We start from the raw sequence: 13,648 nt of genomic DNA on the forward strand, positions 1-13,648 counted from the left end.
CCGCTCCTCCGCCCGCGCTGGCCGAAACGGCGCTCTGGCCCCGGCCGAGGCATACCGTCAGGATGCCTCGCCCGGGCCGGAGTCGTACCGGACGGACCGAGGGGAGACACGGGTATGAACGCGAGACCAGGACCAAGCCGCCGCACCGTGTTACGTACGGGGCTCGGCGTCGGCGGGATGGCGGTGGCGGCGCGTCTGCTGCCCTCCCGGCCCGGCGGCGGGCCCCCGCCCGCGTGGACCGAGACGGCGGCGGTCGCCGGCACCGCCGCGATCACCTTCCCCGACTGGGCCAGAAGGGCCCGGATCGCGGACGGCACCTTCGACGACGACGCCGACCCCGAGCGCGACATGCTGCCGGTCATCAAGGCGCTCAAGGGCCAGAACGCGAGCGTGATCGAGCTCGACACCGTCCTGTCGAACTGGCTGACCGACCAGCAGTTCACCGAGCACATGGGAAAGGTCAAGAGCTTCGCGGACCTGGCACACGCCAACGCGATGCGGGTGGTCATGTACTACCCCTCGCTCGAAGTCATCAGCGCCGGCGGGGAGAAGGGCCCCTCCTTCTACAAGAACAGCAACGGCAAGGACTGGGTGCAGCGCGGACTCGACGGCAGCCCCAATGTCTTCTACGGCAGCCTGGTCGTCTGGGTGGACCCGGGCGACGAGAGCTGCTGGCTGAGCCCCAACTCGCCCTATCGTGACTACTACTTGGGCCGCGTACGCGCTCTCGCGGCGACCGGCGTCGATGCCATCTGGCCGGATGTTCCCATCTACTTCGACGGGGCGCTCAGCTGGTGCGACGCCTCGTCCTGGGCGGCGAGCGCCTTCCGCGCGGACACCGGCCTCGAACTGCCCCGCACGGCCGACTTCACCAACCCGGGCTTTCGCCGCTACGTCGAGTGGCGCCACCGCAACCTCTCCCAGTTCCAGCTGGACATCGCCGCGGCCGGCCGCTCCGTCAACCCCGAACTCGTCACCTTCGTCGAGACCGTCACCATGGACTACCAGTACGCCGTGCTGACCGGCCTCGACGGCGCCCAGCTGCGCCGCGCGGAGGGCGTCAGCCAGGTGTGGGAGGTGGACATCCTCGGCAACTACGACGGCATGCGGCACGCCACGGCCGGCGACTGGATCTGTCTGGTGTCGATGTACAAGTACGCGCGTGCGGCCGGCGGGACCAAGCCCGCCTGGGCCTTCTCCTACGGCTGGAAGGCCGACGACGCCTCCTTGGTGATGGCCGAACTGCTGGCCGCGGGCTGCAACCCGTACGAGGTGAAGAGCCCGTTCAAGAACGACAGCACCGACACCGCGATGCGCACCCGGATGTACGGGTTCGCCGCGGCGCACGAGCGGGAGCTGTTCGACGCCGCCCCCGGTGCGGCGGTCGGGGTGTACCACTCCTCGGCCAGCCGCGACTACGTGAGCCCGCTCCAGGCCAGCGGGATGTACGTGAACACCACACCGCCGGCCGGGGTCAGCGACTGGTGGAGCTTCGAGAGCCCCGAGGAGAGCTGTACGCAGCAGAAGTGGCTCGGCGAGTTCCGGGGCACGGTCAAGACGCTGGTGTACGCGCACATCCCGTTCGACACCGTGACGAGCCCCGGGCTCGACGGCGCCGACCTCGCCCGTTTCCGTGTCCTGTGCCTGCCCAATCTCCAGGCGGTCTCGGACGCCGAGGCGCAGGTGCTGCGGTCCTTCGTGAGCGCGGGCGGCACGGTCGTCATCACCGGTCCCGCGCCGACCGCCCTGGACGAATTCGGCGGGGCCCGGTCCGAGTACGCCCTCGCCGATGTGCTGGGCCTGCGCAGGGCCGATCCCCTGCCGGCCGAGCACAGCCACACGTTCGGCGCGGGCACGTGCTGGTACGTCAAGGATCTGCTCGGCCTGTCCTACCTGGCGCACACCGACGCCGCGAGCGCGGACCGGCTCCTCGCGTCCGTCCGCGCGGCGGCGCCGGCGTCCGTCTCGCTCACCGGGGACCCGCGCATCCATCTGGAGCTGAGCCATCTCGGCGACGACACCGTGGTCCAGCTGGTCAACTTCACCTGCTTCGGCGAGAGCCCGGCCCCGTTCAAAACCACCCCGGCGCCCTGCGTGGTCTCGCTGCCCATCCCGGCCGGCAAACAGGTCACCGCCGCCACCCTCAGCTCCCCCGACGCCCCCTCCCCGGCGCGGGTCCCGGTGCCGTGGAAGGTGGTCGACGGCAGGGCGGCGGTCGATGTGACGGTCAGTCAGTACGCGATGCTGGTCGTCACGATGACGTAGGAGCGGGGGCGCCTGCCGCGCGTGCCTCGGTCGAGCACGGCGACGCGGACGGTCCCCGGCTGCGGACCGTGCGTGGCTGGTCGCGCAGTTCCCCGCGCCCCTGACGGGGCCGGTGCTGGCCCACACCGGCAACTTCAGCCCGTCATGGGGGTCCCCCCTGGCCCTTAAGGCCTTGGGGGAGATTGAGGACGAGCGCCCTTTAGGCGCGAACGGGGTCTGGGGCGGAGCCCCAGGGACCCCGGCTGCGGGCCGTGCTGGGCTGAGCGCGCAGTTCCCCGCGCCCCTGGCGGGGCCGGTGCTGGCCCACACCGGCAACTTCAGCCGTGTGCGTACCGGATCGCGACGTCGCGCCAGTCCGCCTCCAGCCTCCACTGGAGCGCCGCCTTGGGACTGGTGGCCAGGAAGGCGCGGCAGGAGGGGCCCGGCCGGCGGTGGGAGTCGGGGGTGTCGTCGCGGCACGGCCGGGCGAACGTGTCGTACCGGTCCTGCTCCGCCCACAGGTCGCGGCCCTCGACGAAGGCGTGGTCGAGTGAGGCCCGTGCCAGTGTCCTGAGCTCCGTGACGGTCAACCCCTGCTCGATGACACCCCGTTGGTAGACATCGGTCAGGTCGGTGCGGCTGACGCCCGGGTCGTCGGTGGCCGGGGCGACCGGGACGCCGTGGTCGAGGTAGGTCCGCAGGGGGTGGGCCGCGCCGCTGACGCGGAGGATCTGCGCGTTGCTGATGAGGGGGGCCTCGACCAGGACGTGCCGGCGGCGCATCCGGGCGGTCAGCGCCTCGGGGTCGCGCTCGTGGACGAGATCGACCCCGTGCCCGATGCGGTCGGCGCCGGCCACCTCAACGGCCTCGTTGATGTGGAAGCTCAGGTCGCGGTCGTCAACTCCCTTGAGTCCTTTGACGAGTTCACCCGCGTGCAGACTGACCCGCACCTCGGGTGCGCGGGCCTTGAGGAAGCCGACCATCTTCATGTGCGACGTGTAGTCCCGCAGCGCGATGGGCGCGTCTTCGGGCTGGACCATGTTGACTCCCACGAACCCGCCCAGCCGTCGGCGTACGAGCTCGAACCCGAGGATCAGCTGGGCGAAGACATCACGCGGGTCCTGGGCGCGCAGCACCTGGTAGTCGAAGCGGATGGCGACGTCGCAGGCCCGGGGAGCGGCGGGGCGGTCGCAGCCCAGCAGCGCGCGGTGGTCGCGGACGCTCCGGTCGGTGTCGGTGGCCGCCTGGCGGACCAGCGCCTCGAAGCCGGGGTCGGCGGTCAGGGTGGAACGGAAGGCGTCGAGATGGGCGGCGTCGGGGTCTTGGAGGTGGAGGCGGTCGACGAGCCGGCTCAGCGGCCCGGCCGCCGGGGTGACAAGCGTCTCCAGGTAGCCGCTGTGTTCCTTGGCCGACGCGCGGGCCGCCTCGGCGAGCATGTCCGCGTCGTGGCCCGTCGCGGCCGCCCCGAACTTGCCGAAGGAGTCGAAGAAGTGGTCGTGCCCGGGCCCCGGGTCACCGTCGGGCGGCAGGACGAAGTCCCGCATGGACCACGCCCTGATCACGTCGCGCCGGAACGGCCCGGGCTCCTCGGCGTCGCGCGCCGGACGGCTGCCACTGGCGCAGGGCCCGGCGTTCGGCGCGACGACCCAGGTCGTCACATCAACGCACTTCCCGTCCCGCGCCGCGTAGCCGATCAGCGATTCGGCGCGTACCGCGCCTTGCAGATGGTGGTGCAGATCGCCGCCCTTGGGAAGGTCGGCCAGAAAACGCCGGAGCTCGGTGGGCGAGTGCGTGAGATGCCCCATGTACGCCTGGACCGCGGCCAGTTCGTTGTCGGGCCCACCGGCCACCGCCGGAGCGGCGGCTGCCGCCGGAAGCACTCCCGCCGCCATCCCCAGAGCCGTCAAGGCGGCCACCACCGCCCACCGCCTCCTGCGCCACTTCCCCATGACCGGCCCCTCTCCTCGTTCGCGCGGCGTCACATCCGGGCAGCATCACACCACGGGCTCCCCGAGGCACCCCTCAGTCCTCGCCAGACACCGCGTCAGCCGAGACATGCGCGCTCGGGTGGGAAAGGGGCCGCACACACACGTGGGAAGTCCGCCACCCACACGGCCCCGACGCACGCGGATGAACCGGGTGTCCGCGCACCGGCTCAGTAGGGTGAACGCGCCTGGAAGGAGGGCGTTCCCATGGCACAGGTGCGTGTTCTCGCGCTGGATTTCGTCGGCACCCTGGCCGGACGCGGACCCGCCCCCGACGGGCAGTTGGTGGCCGAAGCGCTGCGGACGCTCCCGGGCACGGTGGTCCCGGACACCTTCCCCGCCCGCTTCGACGGCGTGACGCGCAGGTTCCGGCTGACCGACCGCGCGCGGGGTGTACGCACCCCCTTCGCCGCCCGGATGCGCCGCGCCGCCCAGGACTGCGGCGCCACCATCCCGGATCTGCGCCTGGCCGTCGAGGCGGTGTTCACGGCGGTGCCCGACGCGCGGGTGGATCCACGGGCGGCGCGGGCCGTGCGGGCGCTGCGCGCGAGCGGACTGCCGTGCGTCCTCGCCTCCAACACCGACCGCCCCCACGCCGTACGCCTCCAGACGCTCCGGGCGGCCGCGATCGCCGACTGCTTCGACGCGCTGGTGCTCTCCAGCTCCCTCGGCATCCGCAAACCGGACCCGCGTTTCTACGCGGCGGTGACCCACGCGGCGGGCTGCCCGCCGGAGAACATCCTCTTCGTCGGCGACAACCCCGACAACGACGCCATCGCCCCCTGCGCCCACGGCATGTCCGCCGTCCTCATCACCGAGCGGCCGCGACCGGACACGCTGCCGCCGGGCATCGCCACGCTCCCGCACATCGGTGAACTGGTGGGCCACCTCAACCGCGTTCAACGTCCGGTGAGTTGAGGGTGCGTCGGCCGGCGGTCAGTCCTCCCTCTTGCCGTAGCTGAGCTTCTTGCCCTGGTTGAGCTGGTCGATGAGTTTGAACGCGGCGACCGCCAGGGGCTTCAGTTTCTCCGCCGGCACACCGTCCTTCATCCTGCGCAGCTCGGCCACCATCAGCTGGATCTCCTCCTTCTTGACGGTGACCCGGTTGTCCTCGTCGCCCAGCGCGCCGAGCGACTTGTGCACGGCCAGGGCGCCCGGCGCGTCGGCGACCGTCTCCTGCTCCTGTTCCGTCAGCGACTGGGTGTTCTTCAGCAGGTCGTGCCTGTTGGGCAGGTTCTCGAGCCACTTGCCCCGCGTCAGCAGAATCGTGGTCTCGGTACGGTCGTTAGCGAGCCCCCGCGCCACCGGCGCCCCGAACAGCTTCTCGTTGCCGGTTCCCCCGCGGCCCGCCGCATCCAGGACCAGGTCGACGAATTGACCCGGGTGCTCGCGGAAGTGTTCCTGCACGGGCCCCGGTAGCAGACCGAAGCTCCGGGCGAAGTCGGTGCGGGCCATGAGGCCGCCCGCGATCTTTTTGGCGTTGTCGCCCTGCTGCAACGCCTCACCCGCCAGGACATACGAGGCGAGATGCGTGACGAGTCCCGTCAGGCTGCCCAGGTCGCTCGCGGACAGGGAGAGGTCCTGGGCGGCCGTGGAGCCGAACGCCGCCACGGCGCGCTCCGCTCCCCCCTTGGCCACGGGCAGGGTGCCGAGGCCGCCGCCGAAGAGGTCGTTCCGGGCCTGCTGGCGCCGCTCGGCACGGTGGGTGACCTTCTCGTGCAGGGTGTTCAGCGCGCCGCTCAGGGCATTCGTCCTGGGCTTGGCGCCCTGGTCGGACAGGTAGCCGATCAGGTCCGGCAGCCGGTCGAGACGCATCCCCGCGGTGGTCTGCGGGGAGAATTCGAGCGCCCCTCGGAAGGGGTAGACGCGCAGATGCGGCACGGGCACGCCGCCGCCCTGGGTGATGTCCTCCGACAGGATGAAGGGTTCTTTCTGACGCCCATTCAGGTAGCGGGCCATGCTGGTGACGCGGTCCAGTACGGAGCGGACCTCACCCACGGTGTCCAGCGGGTCGGTCACCCACTCCAGGTTGGAGCCGCCCGACGGACTGGCGTCGGCGGTCAGGTCGAACCTGTCCCCCTTGACCACCAGCCCCTCGGGCCCCCGGCCCTTGCCCAGGTTCTCGCCGACCAGCGGTGGCTCGGGAATCTCGTTGGAGATCATGAGGCTCATCTCCGTCGCCGCCCGCTGCGCGCCGCCGCGTCGCCTGAACTCGGTCCGCGCCAACCGGCGTTCGCCCTCCGCGTTGAGGAGGTCCCCGTCGAACCAGCGGGCCCGGAGAACTTCCCTCGGTTCCGCCTTCTCCTCCTCCGTCAGCTGCCTCGCCTCCGGTTTGAGCGCCCGGCCCATGAGCTTGGCGTCGAGCAACCGCTCCCGCTCCTCGGCCCGTCGCTCGCGCAGGGCGGCGTCGGCGACGGGGTCGGCGACCCGGCGTACGTTCCACTGCGCCTCGAACTCGAAACCGACGGCTCGCTGCACGACGGCCTGGCCCTCGGGGTGGGCGTGCGCCGCGCCGTGGCACGCCCGCTGAACCGGCTCCTGCTGCCCTTCGGCGTCGGGGGCGGGCCCGGCGAGCGCCCGGGTGGCGTTCGCCTCGGCCGCCCGCTCGAAGGCGTCCGAGGGGTCCGACACGCTCAGGCCCTCCCCCGTGTCCGTGCCGGCGACGGGCCCTTGGCGCTGCTGGATGACGTGGGTGAGCTCGTGCGCGAGGGTGTGGCGGTCCGCGCCGCCCCTGCCGACCACGACATGGCTTCCCGAGGTGTAGGCGCGGGCGCCGATCTCGGCGGCCGAGCGCTGCGCCGTGACGTCGTTGTGCACCCGGACGTCCCCGAAGTCGGCGCCGAGCCTGCTCTCCATGTCGGCGCGTACGTCCGAGTCGAGCGGCCGGCCGGGGCCGCGCAGCACCTCGTGCACGGAGGAGCGCTGCACCGGCGCGCTTCCGAGCAGTCCGGCCACCGCCGCGTTCCCCGCGGACCGCTGAAGGGCGAGCACCTGCTGGGCGGAGAACGCCCCGCCGATGCCGCCGCCGCGTCCGGCGGGCGCCGCCTCGGCGCGCTCGGCGGCCCTCGGCGCGGGACCGCCGGGCGTGACGGATCGGCCCTGCTGGCTGTCCTGCGCGTGCACGTGAACCCCTTTGGTGGGTGGGACGTGATGTCCGGCGTTACGTGCATATCAGCGCGGGATGCGGCGGTGAAGGTACGGAAGGGCAGTCGATGGGGCAGTCTCCACGCCGCCCCCTCACGGAGAGCGTTCACCATCGGACCGCCACGCACGCCCGGCCCGTCACGCACCCGAGGGGCGTGGCCGGCTCCGTACGGCACGTCAACTGCCGCCCGCGCGGCGCTTGTTGGCGGCGCCGGGCGGGCCGGCGAGGGCGCTGAGTGCCGCCTCCTCGACCGTGGTGGCCGGCCGGATCAGCCTGTCGAGACCGCCCGCCGTGAGGACCCGTAGGTGCCACGGCCGTACGCACACCAGGCCGAGGCCTCCGTCGCGCTCGCGGGTCCTGCGGTGTGCGCGGCACAGCAGGGTGAGGAGGGCGCAGTCGAAGAAGTCCACGGGGCGCAGGTCCACGACCACCCGGGCGCCCGCCGGGTGGGTGGCCGCGTCGAGATGGCGGCCCACGTCGGGCGCGGACGCCAGATCGACGGTGCCGTACACCTCGACCACCGTGACGCCCCGCACCAGATGGGTGCGGGCGGTGCGGCAGCGGCCCGGCAGGAGCCCCGGGGGAAGGGGTACGGGGTCCGGGGCTGACGGCCGAGCGGTGGTTCCCATGGCAGCTCCCGGTCCAGTAGGGATCCCCGCCCCTGCGGGGTACATGATCGTCGGGCAGTCACCGTGGTCCGGGGTGACGCACTACCACCCTAGGAACAGGCACGTATGCAGAAACGTGCAGCCTTCAAATTGTTCAGCCCTGGGGGTGAACAAAATTTGCGCCGCCCTAACCCGCGCGTCAACGGCGCGGTGCGGGCCCCGGCCGGGCGGTCACGGGACGGGCCGGGCGCCCTCCCGCCGTGAGGGGTGCCCGGCCCTGGGAACGCCTCGCTCAGTAGGCGCCGAAGACGTTGTCGATCGACCCGTAGGTCTTGGCCGCGTAGTTGCAGGCGGCGGTGATGTTGGCGACCGGGTCGTAGAGGTCCGTGGACGTGCCCGGCACGTGGAACGCGGCGAACGTGGGCTGGATGACCTGAAGCAGTCCCTTGGACGGGGTGCCGGCCACGGCGTTGGAGTCCCAGTTGTTGATCGCCATGGGGTTGCCCGAGGACTCGCGCATGATGTTGCGGTAGATGCCGTCGTAGGTGCCGGGGATGCCCGCGCGTCCCATGATGTCGAGCGACTGCTTGATCCAGCCGTCGAGGTTGTTCGGGTACGAGGAGGCGGTCGCGGTGGCGAGCGTGGCCGGGCGCACGGAGCGGTCGGCCCGGTCGGCCGAGGCGTTCCGGGCCGAGGGGGCCGCAGCCGCCTTCGCCGGACCGTTGACGATGAGCCGGATACCGGGGTGGATCATGGCCGGATTGCTGCCGATGACGCCCTGATTGTCCTGGTACAGCTGCTTCCAGCCGCCGCTCACGCCGAGGGCGTCCGCGATCCTCGCCAGCGAGTCGCCCGCGACGACGGCGTAGCTCGTGGGCGACGCCTTCACCACCGTGGCGGGCTTGGCGGCCGCCGCGACCTGGGCCACGGTGGCGGAGTGCGCCGGGGCCGGCGCGGCGCCGGCCGTGGTCGCGCCGATCACCGGCATGGCGAGTACGGCGCCGCCCGTACCGGCGGCGGCGAGGCCCCGGCTGAACGAGCTGGACTTGGGCCGGCGGTGCTTGCCCTTTGCAGGCATGGTCATGTCCTCTCCGTCGCCTGCGAGGTGAGCTGTCGGGTTCGGACGGGAGATGTCCGGCCGCGCCACACGCGGCTTCACCCCAGCCGTTCCGGAATCCGGACCGGCGGCTTACCTGGGTCCCCCGCTCCTGCCATACGTGTGTGGGAGGTTTCCGGACGGTGGCAGGATTCGGCGTTCCACCCGGATTGACGGTGAACTTAAACGAATAGGGCGAGCGGAAACAAGGCCGGAATTCATGGATGCCGACCCGCGATATTGATCCACTGAAAAGCGGGAATGTGGATCATGGCCACCCGGCACTCAACTCTCTTGCGCCCGAACGGAAATGCTCTCGCGGACTTCGCTGACTACCCGTCGGGCGAGTGACCCAATTCACGCGGCCGACGCGCAACCGGTCAGGGAGTACCGCAAAATGACCAGGGTCTCCCAATAGCCCCAATTAGGACATTATTCGAGCAGGGAGGGAACACCATAGCGTTCTATTTGGGACAGATTGGACTTTCCGCGCTCTCTGTGGGGTGGCCGAAGTGGGTGGTCCGCCTCGGGCGGGCAGCCGACCGAGGAGTCGCCGACTCGGACCCGTTGCCCTCTACGTCGGCCGGCTGACGCGTGGCGAATCCGGTGGACACGGTCGTCCCTTCCCGACTCATGGGCCCCCGGACCCCTGCTCGGACCTCGCAGAGGAGCCCCCGGAGGGTCGCGGAGGCGGGCGGCCGGCCCGGAGGTGCCGCCCGCATCCCCCGGCGGGAAAAGGATGGTGGCGGTGGATCAGATCGCCTGAGATCATTTCGGCATTCGCCGTCCGGACCCCCGGCCCCGGCCGTCCGCCAGGTGACTTCCCCTCCAACTCACGCCTCCGCCAAGGAAGAACAATGAACGCCGTCGAAGAATTCAAGAAGATTCCCACGACCACTCTCGCCGACCTTCTGGGGCGAGCCCAGGTCATGGATATCGGAATGCGTCCCCTGTGGTCCCCGATTCCGCGCGTCGCCGGTCCCGCATTCACCGTCCGGTGTCCTGCGGGCGACAATCTCATGCTGCACGCGGCCATCCACCGTGCCGAGCCGGGATCGGTCGTCGTCGTCGAATCGGGAGATCTGGACTACGCGCTGGCGGGCGGAAACGTCTGCGCGGTCGCCCAACGCCGGGGCATCGCCGCCTTCGTGGCCGATGGCGTCATCCGTGACCTCGCCGAGGTACGCGAGTTGGGCTTTCCCGTCTTCGCCCGGGGCGTCATTCCCATTCCCGGCACCAAAAAGGCCGTCAGGCCGCTGAATGCCCCGGTGCGCTGCGGCGGTGTGCGGGTGGCGGCCGGTGACGTGGTGGTGGCCGACGAGGAGGGTGTCGTGGTCACCCCTCGCGAGGACTGGGAGCGGGTGCTCACCGAGGCCCGGCGCAAGCTGGCCAAGGAGGCCGAGGAGTCCCTTGACGCGTGGGAGCGGGCGCACCGCGCCCGGATCGACGCGATCCTCAGCGACGGCGGCTTCGAGGGCTGAGCGGGCTTCGCGCTGAGCGGCTTCCGGGGGCTGAGCGGATTTCGCGGCAGAGCGGGCTTCGCGGCTGAGTGACTTTCGCGGCCGAGCGGGCCCGGGCTCAACTACCGCGCCACACTGGGGGGTTGAGGACCGGCCCGGGCCAACTGCCGCGTGGCCGCAGGCCGGAACCGTACGCGACGGCGCTCCGCTCTGGCCCGCGCCCTCAGACCGTGCCCACCTCGCGGACGAGTTCCAGGCTCAGGACGCGGTCGAGGTGGGCGAAGGTCTCGAACTTGGCCCCCTCCGGCACGTCGGACGCCGTCTCCAGGTCCGCCAGGAGGCGCAGGACGGTTCCGGTGTCGAGCCGGGTGTCCAGGGCGGCGCGCGCCGTGCTCTTGAGGCCGGGCGGGATCGGCTTCGACGGATGGCCTGCCCAGTGCGCCACGGCGCGCCGCCAGCGGGCGAGCGTGCGGGCGCTGTCGTCGATCTCGTCGGCCGTGGCCGTGACCGGTTCCTCGTAGGGGTGGCCGAGCAGGACCATCCGTACCACCGACGGATCGAGGCCGTCCAGGGCGGGCAGTTCGGCCTCGCCGACCCGCAGGCAGGCGGCGGACGCCTCCTCGGGGGTGCCGCTGGTGACGTGGACGGCGGGCGGACCGCCGAGACTTTCAGTGATGTCCTCCAGGCCGCCCTCGGCGTCGGCGGGGCGGACTCCGGCGGCCCGGGCCCCATGGGGGGCCGGGCCGGTCCGGCCCACGAGGACGGCCCGGCCGCGCAGTTCGACGACGCGCGCGAGCACGTCCGCGATCAGGAGCACCCGCAGTCCCGTCCCCGCCGCACCGTCGGCGGGGACATGGGCGCAGACGCGCAGGGGACCGGGTCCGGCGAGTTCGTCGACGATGCGCAGCACATCGCCGAGCCTAGGGGGTCAGGGCCGCCGGGGACAGCGGCGCGCGCCTTCTCAAACGGCCCGCGCCTTCTCAGGCGAGGAGCGGCTTGAGGGCGCCGCCGCGCAGCCGGGTGACCAGCGGCCCGGCGTACCGGCGCGCGGACCAGGTCACGGCGAAGGCCATCACCGCTCCGACCACCAGCGCGGCCAGCACGTCGTGCGGGTAGTGCGCCCCGACGTACACCCGGGACGCGCCCATGAAGAGGGCGGCGACGGCCGCGACGGCGCCGAGTCGGCGGTCGACGAAGAACAGCGCGACGGCGGCGGCCACCGCGACCGTGGTGTGGTTGCTGGGGAACGCGTAGTCGTCCAGCGGCGGGCACTTCTCGATCAGGAAGTCGTGCGGCAGGGCGCGGCAGGGGCGCGGCTCCGTGAACACCGACTTGACCGCGTCGTTCACCACGTACGCGAGCACCATCGCGACCGGCGCGGCGAGCGCCGCCGCCATCACGGACGCGTCCTTGCGCCGGGCGATCCACCAGCCGATGAGCATGAACACCGCGAACAGGCCGACGCCGTAGCTGGTGTAGACGGTCACGGGGCCGTTGAGCCAGTGCGTGTGCCGGGCGAAGTCGGTGATGTCGCCGTACAGGCCCCCGTCGATGGACGCGCCGTCCAGGGCCTGTGTCGTGGTGGTGGGACTGGTCATGGGTCGCGGTTCTCCGAAGGTTCGGTGGGCGGGCGCGCCCGGCCGGAAACGGGGCAGGCCGATCAGGCGTCCTGCGAGTGACGGCCCGGCGGTCGGAACATGAATGTCTACAGGCACGTAGACGCTACACCGTGCCGACAGGTTGCGTCGGGGCGCGGTGCGGGGGGACCGGCCGGTGTCAGGTCCAGATCGCCCCGGCGAGCGTGACGCCGATGAAGGCCGCGCCGAGCCCGGCCACCACGCCGGCGACGACATTCGCGGCAGCGTAGAACTTCGCCCCGTCCTCGGCGAGCCGCAGCGTCTCGTAGGAGAACGTCGAGTACGTGGTGAGCGCTCCGCACAGTCCGGTGCCGAGGAACAGCTGCGTCTGCGAGGATGCGGCGCCCGCCGCGACCGCGCCGGTCAGCGTCCCGAGGATCAGACAGCCGATGACGTTGACGGTGAAGGTGCCCCAGGGGAAGAGGCTGTCGTGCCTCTTTTGCACCGCGAGGTCGGTGAGGAACCGCAGCGGGGCGCCGACCGCCGCCCCCAACGCCACGAGCAGCCAGGTCACTTGGGGCTCTCCTGTCCCCCGTGGCGGACGATCTCGCAGGCGTCGAGCATGATCAGGCCGCCGGCGACCAGTTCGTCGAGCTGGGGCAGGAAGGCCCGTACGCGCTGCTCCTCGTCCACGACGACCACCGCCACGGGCAGGTCCTCGCTCAGGGACAGCAGGCGCTGGGTGTGGATGCGGGAGGAGGCGCCGAAGCCCTCGATGCCACGGAACACACTGGCGCCGGCGAGCCCCGCCGCGTGGGCGCGGTGCACGATCTCGGTGTACACGGGTCTGTGGTGCCAGAGGTCGCTCTCGCCGATGAGGATGGTCAGGCGCAGGGCCCGTCCGCCGGAACCGGTCATCGCTGCCTCCGGGCGAGTACTCGTCGGGTGATCCACACCGCGGCCCACACCGCCGCGAGGGCCGTCAGGAGCGTCAGGGCCAGGTAGGCGATGGCGGTGCGGGGCCTGCCGTCCGCCATCAGCTTCTGGATGTCGACGGCGTAGGTCGAGAAGGTGGTGAAGCCACCGAGCACGCCCGTTCCGAAGAAGGGGCGCACGAGCCGGTGCGCGGCCCAGACGTCGGTGATCACGACCATGAAGACGCCGATCACCGCGCATCCCACGCCGTTGACCAGGAGCGTCGTCCAGGGGAAGGAGCCCGGCGCGGTGGGCCACAGGAGCGAGGCTCCGTAGCGGGCGCAGCCGCCGATGGCTCCGCCGAGCGCCACAACGGCCACGACCGGGCCCAGGTGGGCGGTGGCGCCGGCGCGCCGTGGGGGCAGGTCCGGGTCGATGCCGGGCTCGGCGCGGCCGTCGGCCGCCACGGGCTGCTGGACTCCCTTGGACATACCTCTCCTACCTGCTGGGCGCCTCTCCCCGTCCTCATTCCGTTCGAGAGCCGGGAAATCCGGGCGCACGGGCCCGCAAGTAGGGACCGTTGGCGACGCGGTGCCGCGGCTGGGGTACGGCGGGCCC

General features: G+C 71.8%; 12 protein-coding genes and 1 riboswitch. Of the genes, 3 read left to right on the plus strand and 9 right to left on the minus strand.

What is annotated here, in order from left to right; genetic code table 11:
- Nucleotides 1-114: 114 nt before the first annotated feature.
- Complete coding sequence (locus tag ACFYM2_RS09495; RefSeq protein WP_388834737.1) at nucleotides 115-2,265, plus strand: beta-galactosidase trimerization domain-containing protein; 2,151 nt, start codon at nucleotides 115-117, stop codon at nucleotides 2,263-2,265.
- 317 nt (nucleotides 2,266-2,582) lie between these two features.
- Here the strand turns inward: ACFYM2_RS09495 and ACFYM2_RS09500 are convergent, their stop codons facing one another.
- Nucleotides 2,583-4,193 carry an adenosine deaminase gene (locus ACFYM2_RS09500; protein WP_388834739.1) on the minus strand — a complete coding sequence of 537 codons (1,611 nt, stop codon included), beginning with the start codon at nucleotides 4,191-4,193 and terminating at the stop codon, nucleotides 2,583-2,585.
- Nucleotides 4,194-4,436: 243 nt separating this feature from the next.
- Between ACFYM2_RS09500 and ACFYM2_RS09505 the strand changes: the two genes are divergently transcribed.
- Complete coding sequence (locus ACFYM2_RS09505) at nucleotides 4,437-5,147, plus strand: HAD family hydrolase (RefSeq protein WP_388834742.1); 711 nt, start codon at nucleotides 4,437-4,439, stop codon at nucleotides 5,145-5,147.
- 18 nt (nucleotides 5,148-5,165) lie between these two features.
- On the opposite strand, the gene ACFYM2_RS09510 is transcribed toward ACFYM2_RS09505, so the two are convergent.
- The 3 genes from ACFYM2_RS09510 to ACFYM2_RS09520 all read right to left on the minus strand — a co-directional run bounded on the left by ACFYM2_RS09510 (nucleotide 5,166) and on the right by ACFYM2_RS09520 (nucleotide 9,060).
- Nucleotides 5,166-7,352: a DUF4157 domain-containing protein gene (locus ACFYM2_RS09510; RefSeq protein ID WP_388834744.1), complete on the minus strand. Its 2,187-nt coding sequence runs from the start codon at nucleotides 7,350-7,352 to the stop codon at nucleotides 5,166-5,168.
- Nucleotides 7,353-7,550: 198 nt separating this feature from the next.
- Nucleotides 7,551-8,003, minus strand: coding sequence for an STAS domain-containing protein (locus tag ACFYM2_RS09515; RefSeq protein ID WP_388459333.1), 453 nt, complete (start codon nucleotides 8,001-8,003; stop codon nucleotides 7,551-7,553).
- Between the two features lie 271 nt (nucleotides 8,004-8,274).
- Entirely contained in the window at nucleotides 8,275-9,060 is a 786-nt protein-coding gene (locus tag ACFYM2_RS09520; RefSeq protein WP_388835118.1) for a transglycosylase SLT domain-containing protein, read from the minus strand.
- Between the two features lie 2 nt (nucleotides 9,061-9,062).
- A riboswitch (cyclic di-AMP (ydaO/yuaA leader) is annotated at nucleotides 9,063-9,247 on the minus strand.
- 688 nt (nucleotides 9,248-9,935) lie between these two features.
- On the opposite strand from ACFYM2_RS09520, the gene ACFYM2_RS09525 reads away from it, so the two are divergent.
- A complete protein-coding gene (locus tag ACFYM2_RS09525; RefSeq protein ID WP_388834747.1) occupies nucleotides 9,936-10,559 on the plus strand; it encodes an RraA family protein in 624 nt (207 codons plus the stop codon).
- A 202-nt stretch (nucleotides 10,560-10,761) separates the two neighbouring features.
- On the opposite strand, the gene ACFYM2_RS09530 is transcribed toward ACFYM2_RS09525, so the two are convergent.
- From ACFYM2_RS09530 to crcB (ACFYM2_RS09550), 5 genes are all read right to left on the minus strand, one after another.
- A complete protein-coding gene (locus tag ACFYM2_RS09530; protein WP_388834750.1) occupies nucleotides 10,762-11,448 on the minus strand; it encodes a hypothetical protein in 687 nt (228 codons plus the stop codon).
- Between the two features lie 70 nt (nucleotides 11,449-11,518).
- A complete protein-coding gene (locus tag ACFYM2_RS09535; RefSeq protein WP_359005408.1) occupies nucleotides 11,519-12,136 on the minus strand; it encodes a phosphatase PAP2 family protein in 618 nt (205 codons plus the stop codon).
- Nucleotides 12,137-12,314: 178 nt separating this feature from the next.
- Entirely contained in the window at nucleotides 12,315-12,689 is a 375-nt protein-coding gene (crcB, locus tag ACFYM2_RS09540) for a fluoride efflux transporter CrcB (protein WP_359005406.1), read from the minus strand.
- Nucleotides 12,686-13,033, minus strand: coding sequence for a DUF190 domain-containing protein (locus ACFYM2_RS09545; protein ID WP_388459338.1), 348 nt, complete (start codon nucleotides 13,031-13,033; stop codon nucleotides 12,686-12,688). The genes crcB (ACFYM2_RS09540) and ACFYM2_RS09545 overlap by 4 nt, the downstream gene beginning before the upstream one ends.
- A complete protein-coding gene (gene crcB, locus ACFYM2_RS09550) occupies nucleotides 13,030-13,521 on the minus strand; it encodes a fluoride efflux transporter CrcB (protein WP_359005401.1) in 492 nt (163 codons plus the stop codon). The genes ACFYM2_RS09545 and crcB (ACFYM2_RS09550) overlap by 4 nt, the downstream gene beginning before the upstream one ends.
- Nucleotides 13,522-13,648 lie beyond the last annotated feature (127 nt).

This window comes from Streptomyces sp. NPDC006711, from assembly GCF_042869775.1.
Lineage (GTDB): Bacteria > Actinomycetota > Actinomycetes > Streptomycetales > Streptomycetaceae > Streptomyces.